The 17997-nt window shown below is 57.1% G+C and carries 11 protein-coding genes, 1 tRNA gene, 3 rRNA genes and 1 riboswitch; of the genes, 4 read left to right on the forward strand and 11 right to left on the reverse strand.

The genetic code is table 11. The features are described 5' to 3' along the window. Nucleotides 1-18 precede the first annotated feature (18 nt). Nucleotides 19-1341: a glutamate/aspartate:proton symporter GltP gene (gltP, locus tag QY76_RS01850; protein ID WP_034163048.1), complete on the reverse strand. Its 1323-nt coding sequence runs from the start codon at nt 1339-1341 to the stop codon at nt 19-21. Nucleotides 1342-1837: 496 nt separating this feature from the next. On the opposite strand from gltP, the gene acs reads away from it, so the two are divergent. Continuing rightward, entirely contained in the window at nt 1838-3793 is a 1956-nt protein-coding gene (gene acs, locus QY76_RS01855) for an acetate--CoA ligase (RefSeq protein ID WP_045427823.1), read from the forward strand. Nucleotides 3794-3877: 84 nt separating this feature from the next. Further along, nucleotides 3878-4441 carry an acetate uptake transporter gene (gene satP / locus QY76_RS01860; RefSeq protein WP_034163050.1) on the forward strand — a complete coding sequence of 188 codons (564 nt, stop codon included), beginning with the start codon at nt 3878-3880 and terminating at the stop codon, nt 4439-4441. A 195-nt stretch (nt 4442-4636) separates the two neighbouring features. Here the strand turns inward: satP and rrf are convergent. From rrf to QY76_RS01880, 4 genes are all read right to left on the reverse strand, one after another. Next, a 5S ribosomal RNA gene (gene rrf / locus QY76_RS01865) occupies nt 4637-4752 on the reverse strand. A gap of 91 nt (nt 4753-4843) precedes the next feature. Further along, a 23S ribosomal RNA gene (locus QY76_RS01870) occupies nt 4844-7751 on the reverse strand. Between the two features lie 190 nt (nt 7752-7941). Further along, nucleotides 7942-8017, reverse strand: a tRNA-Glu gene (locus QY76_RS01875). An 83-nt stretch (nt 8018-8100) separates the two neighbouring features. Then, a 16S ribosomal RNA gene (locus QY76_RS01880) occupies nt 8101-9644 on the reverse strand. Together the 16S, 23S and 5S rRNA genes with 1 tRNA gene alongside form the textbook arrangement of a ribosomal RNA operon. Nucleotides 9645-10207: 563 nt before the next feature. Between QY76_RS01880 and purH the strand changes: the two genes are divergently transcribed. Together purH and purD are read left to right on the forward strand one after the other, a co-directional pair. Then, a complete protein-coding gene (gene purH, locus QY76_RS01885) occupies nt 10208-11797 on the forward strand; it encodes a bifunctional phosphoribosylaminoimidazolecarboxamide formyltransferase/IMP cyclohydrolase (RefSeq protein ID WP_045428282.1) in 1590 nt (529 codons plus the stop codon). 41 nt (nt 11798-11838) lie between these two features. Then, nucleotides 11839-13116: a phosphoribosylamine--glycine ligase gene (purD, locus tag QY76_RS01890; RefSeq protein WP_045428279.1), complete on the forward strand. Its 1278-nt coding sequence runs from the start codon at nt 11839-11841 to the stop codon at nt 13114-13116. Nucleotides 13117-13150: 34 nt separating this feature from the next. On the opposite strand, the gene QY76_RS01895 is transcribed toward purD, so the two are convergent. The 6 genes from QY76_RS01895 to nudC form a co-directional block, all read right to left on the reverse strand. Beyond that, a complete protein-coding gene (locus tag QY76_RS01895) occupies nt 13151-13825 on the reverse strand; it encodes a DUF1481 domain-containing protein (RefSeq protein ID WP_225865132.1) in 675 nt (224 codons plus the stop codon). 43 nt (nt 13826-13868) lie between these two features. Further along, nucleotides 13869-14141: a nucleoid-associated protein HU-alpha gene (hupA, locus tag QY76_RS01900; RefSeq protein ID WP_012847061.1), complete on the reverse strand. Its 273-nt coding sequence runs from the start codon at nt 14139-14141 to the stop codon at nt 13869-13871. 189 nt (nt 14142-14330) lie between these two features. Beyond that, nucleotides 14331-14921 carry a YjaG family protein gene (locus QY76_RS01905; protein ID WP_034165777.1) on the reverse strand — a complete coding sequence of 197 codons (591 nt, stop codon included), beginning with the start codon at nt 14919-14921 and terminating at the stop codon, nt 14331-14333. Between the two features lie 105 nt (nt 14922-15026). Then, the gene (gene nfi, locus QY76_RS01910; RefSeq protein WP_034165778.1) at nt 15027-15713 is read right to left on the reverse strand and encodes a deoxyribonuclease V; all 687 of its coding nucleotides are present in this window, start codon (nt 15711-15713) and stop codon (nt 15027-15029) included. Between the two features lie 14 nt (nt 15714-15727). Beyond that, a complete protein-coding gene (gene hemE / locus QY76_RS01915) occupies nt 15728-16792 on the reverse strand; it encodes a uroporphyrinogen decarboxylase (protein WP_045428274.1) in 1065 nt (354 codons plus the stop codon). Between the two features lie 47 nt (nt 16793-16839). After that, nucleotides 16840-17613, reverse strand: coding sequence for an NAD(+) diphosphatase (gene nudC / locus QY76_RS01920; protein WP_034165784.1), 774 nt, complete (start codon nt 17611-17613; stop codon nt 16840-16842). Nucleotides 17614-17778: 165 nt separating this feature from the next. Continuing rightward, a riboswitch (TPP riboswitch) is annotated at nt 17779-17894 on the forward strand. The last annotated feature ends 103 nt before the right edge of the window (nt 17895-17997 follow it).

Consider the following 17997-nt stretch of genomic DNA (forward strand, 5'->3'; position numbering starts at 1 on the left):
TTCAACGCCACCGCGCGGCTATAATAAATCCTGCTGTGCCACGCCCTGTGGAGTATGCATCCGCGCCTCATAGGTGCGCGCCTTAGCGCGATCGAACTGATGCTCCCACTTGGCAACCACCAGTACGGCCAATGCGTTACCTACCACGTTCAGCGCCGTGCGCGCCATATCCAGAATCCGATCGACCCCGGCAATAAAGGCCAGTCCTTCCAGCGGAATACCGACGCTGCCCAGCGTCGCCAGCAGCACCACAAACGAGACGCCGGGGACGCCGGCGATGCCTTTGGAGGTCACCATCAGGGTCAGAACCAGGATAATCTCCTGACCGAGCGACAGCTGAATGCCGTACAGCTGGGCGATAAAAATCGCGGCGATGCTCTGGTATAGCGTCGAGCCATCCAGATTAAACGAATAGCCCGTCGGCACCACAAAGCTGGTGATCGATTTCGGCGCGCCATAGGCCTCCATCTTTTCCATAATGCGCGGCAGCACGGTTTCAGAGCTGGCGGTGGAGTAGGCCAGGATCAGCTCATCTTTCAATATCACGATCAGCGTCCAGATACGCAGGTGACACAGGCGAGCCACTGCGCCCAACACCACCAGGGCAAAAAACAGGATCGCCGCGTAGACCAACAGCACCAGCTTGGCCAGCGGGATCAGCGAGGCAAAGCCGAAGTTAGCCACCGTTACCGAGATCAGGCCAAAGACCCCGATCGGGGCATAGCGCATGATCATATGGGTTACTTTAAACATGCTTTCGGAAACCGCGCGGAACACCCGCAGCAGCGGCTCCTTATGCTCTACCGGCAGAGAAGAGAGCCCCAGGCCAAACAGCACAGAGAAAAAAATAATCGGCAAGATCTCGCCCTTTGCCATGGCCGAGAACAGGTTCGCCGGTATCAGCGCCAGCAGCGTACCGATCAGGCTGTGCGCCCCGCTCTGCACCTGCTCGGTAGTCCGCTCATACTGTGAGATGTCGACCGCAGCCAGATGGCTCATATCGACGCCCAGTCCCGGCTGAAACAGGTTAGCCAGCGTAATGCCCACGACGATGGCCACCGTGGTGATCAGCTCGAAATAGAGGATGGTCTTCAGGCCAATACGCCCCAGCTTTTTCGCATCGCCGACGCCGGCAATCCCGACAATCAGCGTCGAGATCACAATCGGGATAACAATCATCTTAATCAGGCGAATAAAAATATCGCCCGCGGGTCCCAGCACGTTGCTGACCAGCCACTGGCGCGATTCGGTTTGATCATGCAGCGCCGCACCCACCGCAATCCCTAAAATCAGCGCAGTAACAATCTGCCACGCCAGGGTCAATTTAAATCGTTTCGTCACTCTACCACCTCATTCTTATTGGGCGCCGCGGCGCCCTTTTTTATCTCTTGCCACTTCCCGACGGCGATCCCCCGCCACAGCCTGTCCCGCTGCTCGTCACTCCCTAGCGATATAAGCATAATTTATGCCACAAGACGGCATATCCCTCCGGATGGCGACAATTCAACCTGAATAAAAGAACAATATGCTGTTATACAGCCAATAGTTCGCCGGTGAATAAAACCAGAGGCAATCTTAACGATATCGCGACGGCCCATGACATCCGATGGCCGCCTCTCCCTCGACGCACGCTCTCGCACGCCCCAATTTGGGGCACCAAGTTGGGGCGATGCACTGTCGTTCAGCATACGTTCGCGCCATCGGAACATTCTCCGTACTGCGGCGCCGCGCTGCGTTTTATTACGTGATCGTGCGCGCAAAAAATACACAACTCGCTAACCGAGGCTAAAATTAACTCTATATTGACATATTATTAACATTGGCGCGGAGACGCAGCATGAGCCAGATCCATACCTACCCTGTTCCAGCGGATATTGCCCAGCACGCCTTTATCAATGCGGAAATGTACCGCGAAATGTACCTGGCCTCCGTCGAGGATCCCGAGGCGTTCTGGGCTGAACAGGGACAGATCATCAGCTGGATAACCCCCTACAGCCGAGTGAAGAATACCTCCTTCGATCCAGGCCATATCAATATCCGTTGGTTTGAGGATGGTTCCCTCAACCTAGCGGCCAACTGTCTGGATCGCCATCTGGCTGAACGCGGTGAGCAGACGGCCATCATCTGGGAGGGCGACGATCCGCAGGAGAGCCGCAGGGTAACCTATCGCCAGCTGCACGCTGAGGTCTGCCGATTCGCCAATGTGCTGAAATCACTGCAGGTAGAAAAGGGCGACGTCGTCGCAATCTATATGCCCATGGTGGTCGAAGCGGCAGTTGCCATGCTGGCCTGCGCGCGGATTGGCGCCATTCACTCCGTGATCTTCGGCGGTTTTTCCCCAGAGGCGGTTGCCGGGCGCATTATCGACTCTGGAGCCAAACTGGTGATCACGGCAGATGAGGGGGTTCGCGCCGGGCGAACCATTCCACTCAAGCGCAACGTCGACGAAGCGTTGCAGCACCCCCAGGTCAACAGCGTGCGCCATGTCGTGGTATTCCGCCGTACCGGCGGCGCGGGCGAATGGGACAGCGGTCGCGATCGTTGGTGGCATGAGCTGATGGCCCAGGCCGATGAACACTGTCCGGCGGTGGAGATGAACGCCGAAGATCCGCTGTTTATTCTGTATACCTCCGGATCGACCGGCAAACCGAAGGGTGTACTGCACAGCACCGGCGGCTATCTGGTCTACGCAGCGACCACCTTTAAGTATGTGTTTGACTACCATCCCGGCGATATTTACTGGTGTACGGCGGACGTCGGCTGGGTCACCGGCCACAGCTACCTGCTGTATGGCCCCTTGGCCAACGGTGCCATAACGCTGATGTTCGAGGGGGTCCCCAATTACCCCGGCATTAATCGCCTCAGTCAGATCGTAGACAAGCACCAGGTCAATATTCTGTATACCGCGCCGACGGCGATCCGCGCGCTGATGGCCGAGGGGCAGCGCGCCGTCTCCGGCACTCGCCGGACCTCGCTGCGCATAATGGGATCGGTCGGCGAACCGATCAATCCCGAGGCCTGGGAGTGGTATTACCATACCATCGGCAACGGCCGCTGCCCGATCATGGATACCTGGTGGCAGACCGAAACCGGCGGCTTTATGATCACCCCGCTGCCCGGCGCCACCGTGCTTAAAGCCGGATCGGCAACCCGCCCCTTTTTTGGCGTACAGCCCGCCCTGGTCGATAACAGCGGGGAGATCTTGGAAGGCGCCTGTGAAGGTAATCTGGTGATCCTAGACTCTTGGCCTGGACAGGCGCGTACATTGTTTGGTGCCCATGAGCGCTTTGAGCAAACCTACTTCTCCACCTTCAAGGGCATGTATTTCAGCGGCGACGGTGCCCGACGCGACGAAGACGGCTATTACTGGATAACCGGTCGCGTCGACGATGTACTCAACGTCTCAGGACACCGCCTGGGCACGGCGGAGATCGAATCAGCGCTGGTCGCACACCCGAAGATCGCCGAAGCGGCCGTCGTCGGGATCCCTCACAGCATTAAAGGACAGGCGATTTATGCCTATATCACACTGAACGTAGGAGAGGAGCCATCGCCCGCGCTGTACGCCGAGGTCCGCGACTGGGTACGTAAAGAGATTGGCCCCATTGCCACACCGGACATCCTACACTGGACCGATGCGCTACCCAAAACCCGCTCCGGCAAGATCATGCGTCGTATCCTGCGCAAAATTGCCAGCGGCGATATCAGTAATCTGGGAGATACCTCAACGCTGGCCGATCCTGGCGTCGTAGAAAAACTGCTGGAAGAGAAACAGGCTATGCAGCCGCGTTAGCGGCACTTACGGCGGAGAAGCGCGCTCCGCCTCATTCATAACGCCGCACGGACCGATACTGCCTGCGCGGCACGAGGAGTCTTTATGCACAACGAACTGGCTAATCCCGCGCCGCTGGGGCTAATGGGATTCGGAATGACCACGGTGCTGCTCAATATGCACAATGCGGGCATATTCGCACTGGATGCGATGATCCTCGCAATGGGGATCTTTTTTGGCGGGCTGGCGCAGATCTTCGCCGGACTGCTGGAGTTCCGCAAAGGCAATACCTTCGGACTGACCGCCTTTACCGCCTATGGCGCATTCTGGCTCACGCTGGTTGCCCTGCTGCTATTACCCAAAATGGGGTTGGCGGATGCCGTCACGCCGCCGTCGCTGGCGGCCTATCTGGCGCTATGGGGGATCTTTACGCTCTTCATGTTCTTTGGCACCCTACGCGCTAATCGGGCACTGCAGTTTGTCTTTGCCAGCCTAACCCTCCTGTTTTTTCTGCTGGCCTATGGCAATCTGACCGGCAATGCGGGCTTACTCCATATCGCCGGCGTTGAAGGGATCATCTGTGGCGCCAGCGCCATCTACCTGGCCATGGCCGAGGTGATCAATGGCCAGCTCGGTCGCCGCGTATTGCCCATCGGGGAGATCCGCTAACGCCGGTGCGGCAGCGCCAGCGTCGCCGGGCGGATAAACCCAAGGCCCCCGGCTTTCAGACATCGCTTCCTAGACGTTCCGTTCTGCTCCACGGCCGGCGCCGCGGTTCGCCTCAGGAGTCACCCACTGCCCGGCAAAACCTCGATAAACAAAAAGACCCCATGCTTGCGCATGGGGTCTTTCCGTTTGTTTGATGCCTGGCAGTTCCCTACTCTCGCATGGGGAGACCCCACACTACCATCGGCGCTACGGCGTTTCACTTCTGAGTTCGGCATGGGGTCAGGTGGGACCACCGCGCTATCGCCGCCAGGCAAATTCTGTTTTACCAACCGCCATCACTGGCCATCGGTTCCAATCTTGAACAAGCTAAATTCGTCTCTCTAAAAACACCTTCGGTGTTGTAAGGTTAAGTCTCACGGATCATTAGTACTGGTTAGCTCAACGTATCGCTACGCTTACACACCCAGCCTATCAACGTCTTAGTCTTAAACGTTCCTTCAGTGGGCTCAAGGCCCAAGGGAAGACTCATCTCGAGGCAAGTTTCGCGCTTAGATGCTTTCAGCGCTTATCTTTTCCGCACGTAGCTACCGGGCAATGCAATTGGCATCACAACCCGAACACCAGCGGTGCGTCCACTCCGGTCCTCTCGTACTAGGAGCAGCCCCTCTCAATCTTCCAACGCCCACGGCAGATAGGGACCGAACTGTCTCACGACGTTCTAAACCCAGCTCGCGTACCACTTTAAATGGCGAACAGCCATACCCTTGGGACCTACTTCAGCCCCAGGATGTGATGAGCCGACATCGAGGTGCCAAACACCGCCGTCGATATGAACTCTTGGGCGGTATCAGCCTGTTATCCCCGGAGTACCTTTTATCCGTTGAGCGATGGCCCTTCCATTCAGAACCACCGGATCACTAAGACCTGCTTTCGCACCTGCTCGAGCCGTCACTCTCGCAGTCAAGCTAGCTTATGCCTTTGCACTAACCTCCTGATGTCCGACCAGGATTAGCTAACCTTCGTGCTCCTCCGTTACTCTTTGGGAGGAGACCGCCCCAGTCAAACTACCCACCAGACACTGTCCCTACCCCGGATCACGGGGCCAGGTTAGAACATCAAACATTAAAGGGTGGTATTTCAAGGTCGGCTCCATGCAGACTGGCGTCCACACTTCAAAGCCTCCCACCTATCCTACACATCAAGGTTCAATGTTCAGTGTCAAGCTATAGTAAAGGTTCACGGGGTCTTTCCGTCTTGCCGCGGGTACACTGCATCTTCACAGCGAGTTCAATTTCACTGAGTCTCGGGTGGAGACAGCCTGGCCATCATTACGCCATTCGTGCAGGTCGGAACTTACCCGACAAGGAATTTCGCTACCTTAGGACCGTTATAGTTACGGCCGCCGTTTACTGGGGCTTCGATCAAGAGCTTCGCCTTGCGGCTGACCCCATCAATTAACCTTCCAGCACCGGGCAGGCGTCACACCCTATACGTCCACTTTCGTGTTTGCAGAGTGCTGTGTTTTTATTAAACAGTTGCAGCCAGCTGGTATCTTCGACTGGCTTCGGCTCCATCCGCGAGGGACTTCACCTACGTGCCAGCGTGCCTTCTCCCGAAGTTACGGCACCATTTTGCCTAGTTCCTTCACCCGAGTTCTCTCAAGCGCCTTGGTATTCTCTACCTGACCACCTGTGTCGGTTTGGGGTACGATTCAGTGTTATCTGAAGCTTAGAGGCTTTTCCTGGAAGCAGGGCATTAACCACTTCAGCACCGTAGTGCCTCGTCATCACGCCTCAGTGTTAAAGATGACCGGATTTGCCAGGTCATCACACCTACACGCTTAAACCGGGACAACCGTCGCCCGGCCGGTCTAGCCTTCTCCGTCCCCCCTTCGCAATAACACCAAGTACAGGAATATTAACCTGTTTCCCATCGACTACGCCTTTCGGCCTCGCCTTAGGGGTCGACTTACCCTGCCCCGATTAACGTTGGACAGGAACCCTTGGTCTTCCGGCGAGCGGGCTTTTCACCCGCTTTATCGTTACTTATGTCAGCATTCGCACTTCTGATACCTCCAGCAGCCCTCACAGGCCACCTTCAACGGCTTACAGAACGCTCCCCTACCCAACAACGCCTAAGCGTCGCTGCCGCAGCTTCGGTGCATGGTTTAGCCCCGTTACATCTTCCGCGCAGGCCGACTCGACCAGTGAGCTATTACGCTTTCTTTAAATGATGGCTGCTTCTAAGCCAACATCCTGGCTGTCTATGCCTTCCCACATCGTTTCCCACTTAACCATGACTTTGGGACCTTAGCTGGCGGTCTGGGTTGTTTCCCTCTTCACGACGGACGTTAGCACCCGCCGTGTGTCTCCCGTGATAACATTCTTCGGTATTCGTAGTTTGCATCGGGTTGGTAAGTCGGGATGACCCCCTAGCCGAAACAGTGCTCTACCCCCGAAGATGAATTCACGAGGCGCTACCTAAATAGCTTTCGGGGAGAACCAGCTATCTCCCGGTTTGATTGGCCTTTCACCCCCAGCCACAAGTCATCCGCTAATTTTTCAACATTAGTCGGTTCGGTCCTCCAGTTAGTGTTACCCAACCTTCAACCTGCCCATGGCTAGATCACCGGGTTTCGGGTCTATACCTTGCAACTAGACGCCCAGTTAAGACTCGGTTTCCCTACGGCTCCCCTATTCGGTTAACCTTGCTACAAAATATAAGTCGCTGACCCATTATACAAAAGGTACGCAGTCACACCCCGAAGGATGCTCCCACTGCTTGTACGTACACGGTTTCAGGTTCTATTTCACTCCCCTCGCCGGGGTTCTTTTCGCCTTTCCCTCACGGTACTGGTTCACTATCGGTCAGTCAGGAGTATTTAGCCTTGGAGGATGGTCCCCCCATATTCAGACAGGATAACACGTGTCCCGCCCTACTCATCGAACTCACAGCTGTGCACCTTCGTGTACGGGGCTATCACCCTGTATCGCGCGACTTTCCAGACGCTTCCACTAATGCACAAACTGATTCAGGTTCTGGGCTCTTCCCCGTTCGCTCGCCGCTACTGGGGGAATCTCGGTTGATTTCTTTTCCTCAGGGTACTTAGATGTTTCAGTTCCCCTGGTTCGCCTCGTTAAGCTATGTATTCACTTAACGATAGTGCAACGGATTGCACTGGGTTTCCCCATTCGGACATCGCCGGCTAATAATGCTTCATATCAGCTCACCGACGCTTATCGCAGATTAGCACGTCCTTCATCGCCTCTGACTGCCTAGGCATCCACCGTGTACGCTTAGTCACTTAACCTCACAACCCGAAGATGTTTCACTTCGTGCTGTAAGCATTTGAGAGACTCTCGAATCACTTATTAAAAGCAATTCGATTGTTTTCGAATTTTCAGCTTGTTCCAGATTGTTAAAGAGCAAAATATTGCAAACATGACTCGTAAGTCCGTTTTGCAATACTGTTGGCACCGTCTTTCACCCGATACCGCAAATGGCGTCCCCTAGGGGATTCGAACCCCTGTTACCGCCGTGAAAGGGCGGTGTCCTAGGCCTCTAGACGAAGGGGACACAAGGGTCGGCTTCGCAGACGCGTTTGCTCGAACATCTATCAGACAATCTGTGTGAGCACTACACAATTTCGTATTTTCAGGTAAGGAGGTGATCCAACCGCAGGTTCCCCTACGGTTACCTTGTTACGACTTCACCCCAGTCATGAATCACAAAGTGGTAAGCGCCCTCCCGAAGGTTAAGCTACCTACTTCTTTTGCAACCCACTCCCATGGTGTGACGGGCGGTGTGTACAAGGCCCGGGAACGTATTCACCGTGGCATTCTGATCCACGATTACTAGCGATTCCGACTTCATGGAGTCGAGTTGCAGACTCCAATCCGGACTACGACGTACTTTATGAGGTCCGCTTGCTCTCGTGAGGTCGCTTCTCTTTGTATACGCCATTGTAGCACGTGTGTAGCCCTACTCGTAAGGGCCATGATGACTTGACGTCATCCCCACCTTCCTCCAGTTTATCACTGGCAGTCTCCTTTGAGTTCCCGGCCGAACCGCTGGCAACAAAGGATAAGGGTTGCGCTCGTTGCGGGACTTAACCCAACATTTCACAACACGAGCTGACGACAGCCATGCAGCACCTGTCTCAGCGTTCCCGAAGGCACTCCCGTATCTCTACAGGATTCGCTGGATGTCAAGAGTAGGTAAGGTTCTTCGCGTTGCATCGAATTAAACCACATGCTCCACCGCTTGTGCGGGCCCCCGTCAATTCATTTGAGTTTTAACCTTGCGGCCGTACTCCCCAGGCGGTCGATTTAACGCGTTAGCTTCGGAAGCCACGCCTCAAGGGCACAACCTCCAAATCGACATCGTTTACAGCGTGGACTACCAGGGTATCTAATCCTGTTTGCTCCCCACGCTTTCGCACCTGAGCGTCAGTCTTCGTCCAGGAGGCCGCCTTCGCCACCGGTATTCCTCCAGATCTCTACGCATTTCACCGCTACACCTGGAATTCTACCTCCCTCTACGAGACTCTAGCTTGCCAGTCTTGGATGCAGTTCCCAGGTTAAGCCCGGGGATTTCACATCCAACTTAACAAACCGCCTGCGTGCGCTTTACGCCCAGTAATTCCGATTAACGCTTGCACCCTCCGTATTACCGCGGCTGCTGGCACGGAGTTAGCCGGTGCTTCTTCTGTAGGTAACGTCAATTGTGAGCGCTATTAACGTTCACACCTTCCTCCCTACTGAAAGTACTTTACAACCCGAAGGCCTTCTTCATACACGCGGCATGGCTGCATCAGGCTTGCGCCCATTGTGCAATATTCCCCACTGCTGCCTCCCGTAGGAGTCTGGACCGTGTCTCAGTTCCAGTGTGGCTGGTCATCCTCTCAGACCAGCTAGGGATCGTCGCCTAGGTGAGCCATTACCTCACCTACTAGCTAATCCCATCTGGGTTCATCTGATGGCATGAGGCCCGAAGGTCCCCCACTTTGGTCTTGCGACGTTATGCGGTATTAGCTACCGTTTCCAGTAGTTATCCCCCTCCATCAGGCAGATCCCCAGACATTACTCACCCGTCCGCCGCTCGTCAGCGGAGAAAGCAAGCTTTCTCCCTGCTACCGCTCGACTTGCATGTGTTAAGCCTGCCGCCAGCGTTCAATCTGAGCCATGATCAAACTCTTCAATTAAAAGCTTGATGCTCAAAGAAATTAAACTGTTTATTCGTAATGAATTAACTGCTGTCACTCTTCAAGACTTTAAATATTTTGGCATTCCGAGGAATGCTTAATACGAATCTTGCGAGTGCCCACACAGATTGTCTGATAATTTGTTAAAGAGCAGTGACTTAGCAAGTTCTCCTTACCAAGTCGAGGTGGCGTATATTACGCTTTCCTCGGTGAGAGTCAACGTTTAATTTACCGTTTCACTCTCACTCTCCCCGGCTCATCCTGTGATGTTGTTCACATGTGCCGTGTCGATGGAGGCGCATTATAGGGCCTGTTTTACCGGGCGCAACCGCTATTTTGCCCCAAATGAACCGAATGGCGCATTACACAGCAATTGAACTGCTTATACCTCATTACGCACAGAGTTATCCACAAAGGTGGCGCCGGCAAAAATTTGTCGAGCTTTACGCAAACGTTTTCGTTAAAATCATCGCGCATCAACATTCCGCTTCATTCGCAGCAAATTCTAATGGGTATATATAAGTAGGATTTACTGCGATCCATTGCCGAGGGATATAACCACCATGCAACACAGTCGTCCTGTTCGCCGCGCACTGCTGAGTGTCTCCGATAAATCCGGTATCGTCGAATTCGCCCAGGCCTTACATCTACGCGGCGTTGAACTGCTCTCCACCGGCGGTACCGCCCGCCTCCTGTCACAGGCCGGCCTGCCGGTTACCGAGGTTTCCGACTACACGGGCTTTCCTGAGATGATGGATGGACGTGTCAAGACCCTGCATCCCAAGGTTCACGGTGGGATCCTCGGACGTCGCGATCGCGACGCAGCCGTTATGCAGCAGCATGGTATTCAGCCCATCGATATGGTCGTCGTCAATCTCTATCCCTTTGCTCAAACCGTTGCGCGTCCCGACTGTTCGCAGGAGGACGCGGTGGAGAATATCGATATCGGCGGGCCGACCATGGTGCGCTCCGCGGCGAAGAACCATAACGATGTGGCTATCGTGGTTAACAACGGTGACTTTGAGAACATTATTGCCGAAATGGATGCCCACCACGGAGCCCTGACGCAGGCCACCCGCTTCGACCTAGCCATTAAGGCCTTTGAGCATACGGCCGCCTACGACAGTATGATCGCCAACTACTTTGGTTCGCTGGTCGCCCCCTACCACGGCGATATCCATAGTCCAAGCGGCCGCTTCCCGCGGACGCTAAACCTTAACCTAGTAAAAAAACAGGATATGCGCTACGGCGAAAACGGCCACCAGCAGGCCGCCTTCTATATTGAAGAGCCACAGGTTGAAGCCTGCATCGCTACTGCCCAGCAGCTTCAGGGGAAGGCGCTGTCCTACAATAACATTGCCGATACTGACGCCGCGCTGGAGTGCGTCAAGAGATTTGCCGAGCCGGCCTGCGTCATCGTCAAACATGCCAACCCCTGCGGCGTTGCGCTCGGCGACGATCCGTTCGATGCCTATGAGCGTGCCTACCAGACCGATCCCACCTCCGCCTTTGGCGGCATCATAGCCTTTAACCGTACGCTGGATGCCAAGACCGCTCAGGCCATCATCGCGCGCCAATTCGTTGAGGTCATCATCGCACCCCATGTGACAGAGGACGCCCTGGATCTCCTCAGCGCCAAGCAAAACGTGCGTGTTCTGGCCTGCGGCGCGTGGGAGGCACGCGTCCCCGGTCTGGACTTTAAACGGGTCAATGGGGGGCTATTGGTGCAGGATCGCGATCTGGGCATGGTGGATGTCGCCGATCTGCGCGTGGTCACCGAACGCCAGCCCAGCGAGCAGGAGCTGCGCGATGCCTTGTTCTGCTGGAAAGTCGCCAAGTTTGTTAAGTCCAACGCCATCGTCTATGCACGGGATAACATGACCGTTGGCATCGGGGCCGGACAGATGAGCAGGGTCTATTCAGCCAAAATTGCCGGTATCAAAGCCGCGGACGAGGGTCTACAGGTCGCCGGATCCGTGATGGCATCCGATGCCTTCTTCCCATTCCGTGACGGTATCGATGCCGCCGCCGCCGTCGGGATCCGCTGCGTCATCCAGCCGGGGGGCTCTATCCGCGATGACGAGGTCATTGCCGCCGCTAACGAACACGGCATCGCCATGATCTTTACCGGCATGCGCCACTTCCGCCACTAAGCTAATCGCCGCGGGCCTCCCGCGGCTCACAGGTGACCATCATGAATATTTTGATTATCGGCAGCGGTGGGCGTGAACATGCCCTGGCTTGGAAAGCAGCCCAGTCTCCGCTGGCCGAACGCGTATTTGTCGCGCCGGGCAACGCCGGCACTGCGCAGGAGCCTGCGCTGGAGAACATCGATATCGCCGCGACCGATATCGATGCGTTGGTTGCGTTTGCTTTGCACCATCAGGTCGGGCTCACTATCGTCGGCCCAGAGGCGCCGCTGGTGCTCGGGGTGGTCGACGCCTTCCGCGCGGCGGGGCTGACTATCTTCGGCCCGAGCCAAAGCGCCGCCCGCCTCGAAGGTTCCAAAGCGTTCAGCAAAGACTTCCTGGCGCGTCAACGTATCCCTACCGCCACCTACCGTAATTTTACCGAGATCGAGCCGGCGCTGGCCTACGTGCGTGAACAGGGCGCACCGCTCGTGATCAAGGCCGATGGACTGGCCGCAGGTAAAGGGGTGATCGTCGCGATGACGCAGGAGGACGCCGAAGCCGCCGTCCACGATATGCTGGCCGGTAACGCCTTTGGCGATGCAGGGCACCGCATTGTCGTCGAGGAGTTTTTGGAAGGAGAAGAGGCCAGCTTTATCGTGATGGTCGACGGCGAACACGTGCTGCCGATGGCCACCAGCCAGGATCATAAGCGAGTTGGCGATGGTGACAGCGGCCCCAATACCGGTGGTATGGGAGCCTATTCGCCGGCGCCGGTGGTCAGCGACGCGGTGCATCAGCGGGTCATGGAGCAGGTGATTTGGCCAACCGTACGCGGTATGGCGCAGGAGGGCGCCCCCTATACCGGTTTCCTGTATGCCGGCCTGATGATCTCTGCCGACGGCGAGCCAAAGGTCATTGAGTTTAACTGTCGCTTTGGCGATCCGGAGACCCAGCCCATCATAATGCGCATGCAGTCCGATCTGGTCGCGCTGTGCCTGGCCGGTGCCAACGGCACCCTGGATCGCCAGTCATCGGCATGGGATCCGCGCCCCGCGCTGGGCGTCGTATTGGCCGCGGGCGGATACCCGGGCGACTATCGTCAGGGCGACGTCATTCACGGTCTCCCCCCTGGCAGCGCGCAGGCCAAGGTGTTTCACGCCGGAACCCGGCTGAATGCACAGGGCGAGGTCGAAACCTGCGGTGGACGAGTACTGTGCGCGACAGCGCTGGGCGAGGACATTGCCGAAGCGCAGCGCAATGCCTACCGTCTGGCCGATACGTTGAGCTGGGAGGGCGGATTCTGCCGCCGCGATATCGGCTACCGGGCGCTACAGCGCTAGCGCTCAGACTATCAAGCCGGCGCTAAGCCGGCTTTTACACTGTTTTTTCCGTCGGTGCCCAGGCGCAGATGTTATGATTGGCGACCTGCAGTAGCTGCGCGCCCTCCGGAGCCGACAGCCAGGCCACCCATAGCGGGCCACGGCTATTGGCTTCTCGCCGCGCCAGCTGTGCCGCCTGCCAGCCGGAGAGCGGCAGCGGCGCGACCTGACCATCGCAGCGCGTAAATATTCCCCCCTGCCAACGCCCCTGGATGAGATTTACCCCACCGGCCACCAGCGTCGCCGCCATCTCCTGCGCATGGCGGGCCTGATACTGGGCTTTGGCGACCTCGTCGCTCCCCGGCATCTCCTTGCTCCCATTGCGCAGACGCTGCATATAGCTCAGCGCGCCCTGCATATCGAAGCGCAGCTGCAGCACATCGTCATTACCCTGTCCCGTCTGCTGCAGGATCTGGTACAGATGTCCGTCGCGGTAGGTATAGCGATCGATCTGTGTCTCAGTGCCATCCAGCGGGGTAAATACCCGCATCATCGCCTGAGGCTGATGTCCCGCCCCCTCCAGGCGCCAGAGTCGAACGATCCCGCCGTCCGCGATATAGCCCGTCGCGGTAAACGGCGCCACCGGCGCAGCGGAATGGCAGCCGGTCAGCAGCAGTGCGACCGGCAACAGCCCACGTACCCGACGGCACATAGACAAAAGGGGCGTCATCGCCCCCTCAACTACATATTCTGCGCTTACCACGCGTGACTTATTACTTAACCGCGTCTTTCAATGCCTTGCCAGAAACGAACGCCGGTACGTTGGCGGCGGCAATTTTGATCTCATTGCCGGTCTGCGGGTTACGGCCAGTGCGCTCGTTACGATGATTCACTTTAAAAGTACCGAAACCAACCAATTGTACGGCATCGCCTGCTTTCAGAGACTCAGTAATAGCAGCCAGGGTAGACTCCAGAGCGGCTTTCGCCTGGGTCTTGGACAGATCGGCCTTGTCTGCAATTACATCAATCAGCTGAGTCTTATTCATAAGTTATCCTTACAGTGTGTTTATCGTTTGCAAAGCATCGAGTGCGACGGATATGCCGATTGACAGCACTCTCCTGCATACACGCACCGATAGCCACTTCTTTTACGCCCCCCAAATGTAGAACAAGCGGGGGGCGAATGTGAAGCCTTATAGGGCGACAAATCAGGTGTTAAATCACGTTTTGCCGTCTTATTGCGCTAATTCAATACCAATATTGCTCACACCTGCCTCACGTAGGTCTGCGCGCAGCCCTTTTATCAGTTCCAGATCGCGCTCTTCCGCTTCGCTCAGCAGGCGATAAATCTCCCACTGAATGTCCAGTTCATCCTGGATCGCCGGTAATGTCTTCAGTTCATCGTCGCTCATTTCGCGCCCAGACTGCGTCATTTCCAGCATGCCAACCGTATACAGAGAGGTTTCGCTCACGGCAATGGCATGCGCCAGCATCTCGCCGCCCAGCTGCGCGTGCAGGATCTCACTCAGCGCAACGCAGGCATCGATCGCCGGATAGACGCCATACATATCGTAGGCATCGGCATCGGGGATCGCCGCCTCTAGCTTTTCCAGCTGGCTGTCGAAGTTAATCTTGACGTCTTTCACCGTCAGAAGCTCCCAGACCAGATCCAGAATACGGCGATACACTGCCGCCTCGCCAAAGGCGCTCTGCTGGCAAAAAGCCTGGTAGTTGGGGTACATCCGCTCAGTAAGACAAGCCATAAAGGTCAGCTGTTGCCAGCTTTCCAACTTTTCCAGACGTTTATGAATGGGATTACGCAGCATGCTGAAGTCTCTCTCGATTATCTGCGGCGCAGTCTAACCGAATTGCGGGAAAAACCCTACGACTGCGCCTGATTATAGGAATCTTTATCCATCATCCGTTTACATTTATTCCACCTGAACCGCCGATCGCGGCTGGGCGGCCTGCCAGCGTAGAAAGGCCGGGCGTCGCGAGGCGATGGCATCGGCCCAGCGAGTCGGCTCCGGTAGGCGGTATCCGCGCAGGCAGCACTGTACCCACGCCAGCGCACTGTCCGTACTCACGCGATGGCCGCCGGAGATGAACAGCGGGTTACAGCGAGCCTTGCTACGCAGCACCCAACCAAGCTGCTCGGTCCCATCCATGAGCGCCACCACCGACCCCGGCGTCTCATCCAGCGGCGCCGACTGTCCGCACAGACGCCGTTTGGCAACCCCGATAGTGGGCACATCGACCAGCAGGCCAAAGTGGCTGGCAATCCCAAGACGGCGCGGGTGGGCGATCCCATGGCCGTCCACCATCACTAGCTGGGGGCGGTGCCGCAGCTGCCCCCACGCCTGTAGCAGAGCTGGATACTCACGAAACGAGAGAAAGCCGGGAATATAGGGCATCAGGGTCTCAATGCGGGCGACCTGATACTCCACCAGCGTCAGCTCAGGGTAGCGCAGTACGGCCAGTGCGGCGCGGGTCACCGCGCCATCCTGCTCAAACCCAACGTCGGCGCCGGCGATCAATACCGGGGTCTCCCAGCGATCCGCCCGCTCCACCTGTACCGCCCGGGCCCGCTGCTCACTGCGTAACGCCTGCAAATCCATCGGTTAATGTCCCATCAGCGATGATAAGGTACGGACAGCCGGTGCACCGTATCAACAAACACGCCGGCGTGCTCGGGAGGGACATCCGGATGAATACCGTGCCCCAGGTTGCACACGTGTCCCTCGCCCTGCCCGAAGCCGGCCAGGATCGTCTCGACCTCTTGCTCAATGCGCGCCGGCGGCGCATACAGCAGAGAGGGATCCATATTGCCCTGCAGCGCCACCCGATCGCCAACCCGACGGCGGGCATCCGCGATATCGCAGGTCCAGTCCAGTCCCAAGGCATCGCAGCCCGTATCAGCCATCGCCTCCAGCCACTGACCGCCGCCCTTGGTGAATAGCGTCACCGGCACCCGACGACCTTCGCTCTCACGCTGTAAGCCATCGATGATCTGGTGCATATAGCGCAAAGAGAACTCGCGATAGTCGCGCCCGGTCAGCACGCCCCCCCAGGTATCAAAGATCATCACCGCCTGCGCCCCGGCGCGGATCTGCGCATTCAGATACAGAATGACGCTTTGCGCCAGCTTATCCAGCAGCAGATGCAGCGCCGCCGGATCGGAGTACATCATCTTCTTAATTTTAGTAAAGGCCTTGCTGCTGCCGCCCTCTACCATATAGGTCGCCAGCGTCCAGGGGCTGCCGGAGAAGCCGATCAGCGGTACGTCACCGCGCAGACTGCGACGAATGGTACGCACCGCGTCCATGACATAGCCCAGCTCCTGTTCAGGATCGGGGATCGGAAGCCGTTGGATATCCGCGTGACAGGTCACAGGATGAGTAAAGCGCGGCCCCTCGCCGGTCTCGAAGTAGAGCCCCAGCCCCATGGCATCCGGCACGGTCAGTATGTCAGAAAACAGGATAGCCGCATCCAGCGGGAAACGACGCAGCGGCTGCAGCGTTACCTCGCAGGCCAGCTCGGCATTTTTGCACAGGGCGATAAAATTACCGGCCTGCGCGCGGGTGGCGTTGTACTCCGGCAGATAGCGCCCCGCCTGACGCATCATCCATACCGGGGTCACATCAACCGGCTGGCGCAGCAGCGCGCGCAGGTAGCGATCGTTTTTCAGTTCGGTCATCCTTCGGCTCCCATTATTATTTGATGGCATTGTAACATGCGCGCTGCTTATTCATGCTGCGCCCGGCACAGCGCGACGGTGTCTTCGATCAGGCGGCGGGCCACGGTGCCTGCAGGGGGAAGCTGTGGCAAACGATCATAGCGATACCAATCGGCTTCCTGCAGCTCTTTGGGATCGTGGCACAGATCGCCGGCGGCGTAGTCGGCCAGAAAAGCCATCATCAGCGAATGGGGAAACGGCCACGGCTGTGAGGTCACATAGCGCAGATTCTTCACCTGCAGCCGGCTCTCCTCAAAAATCTCCCGCGCCGCCGCCTGCTCCAGGGTCTCTCCCACTTCGACAAAGCCCGCCAGTACGGTATAGATTCCGTTACGGTGGCGATTATGCCGCGCCAGCAGAATATGATCATCACGGCGAATGGCAACGATGATGCAGGGTGCGATCTGTGGGTAATAGCGCTGCTGACAATGGGTGCATAGGCGTGCCCACTCCTGCTGGCTCGCGTGCATCGGATGCCCGCAGTAGCCGCAGAAACGGTGGGACTGAAAAAATGCCGCCAGCTGCACGCCGCGCCCGACCAGCTGAAACAGGCCGCGATCGGTATCGATCAGCTGGCGCACCGATACCATGTCCTGCGGATACGCCAGGCACAGCAGCCATACCGGCATGCCCTGCCACTCGCCGATGCGATACGCCATCTTGCCAACCAAATGCCACTGCGCGGCGCTACCGTATGGCAGTTCGCCCTCCGGCAGCCAGATACGCCCCCGATCGCTGACCACCCACCAACCGCTATCACCGTCACTCACTTGCTGTGCCACTGTCACCGTATACACCCCTTACGCTCGATGGACGCGCTGACCTCCCCTGCGCAGGCAGCGCCGCATCAATTCTACGTTATTACTAAACATATTATTAACAATGCTTGCAGTTTCGCAGGCCGCTCCTTACACTGGCTCCCGCAGCATAGGCTCCGCCTGCGCTGCGCTATCTTGTCGGAGTGCCTAGCTGATACGCCGTATCACAGGCTGAGACCGTTGATTCGGGATCCGCGGAACCTGATTGGGTTAATACCCACGAAGGGAACAAGAGTAATTATCACGCTGAACCGGGCTCAGGCCCTTTTGCAACGTTCACCACTATTCATTACTCCTCTCCGAGCTCCAGACAAGCAATTTTTCCCTGTAACACCGTTGATGGCAGGA

Origin of the sequence: Edwardsiella sp. EA181011 (assembly GCF_000800725.1) — a bacterium.
Taxonomy (GTDB): Bacteria; Pseudomonadota; Gammaproteobacteria; order Enterobacterales; family Enterobacteriaceae; genus Edwardsiella; species Edwardsiella anguillarum.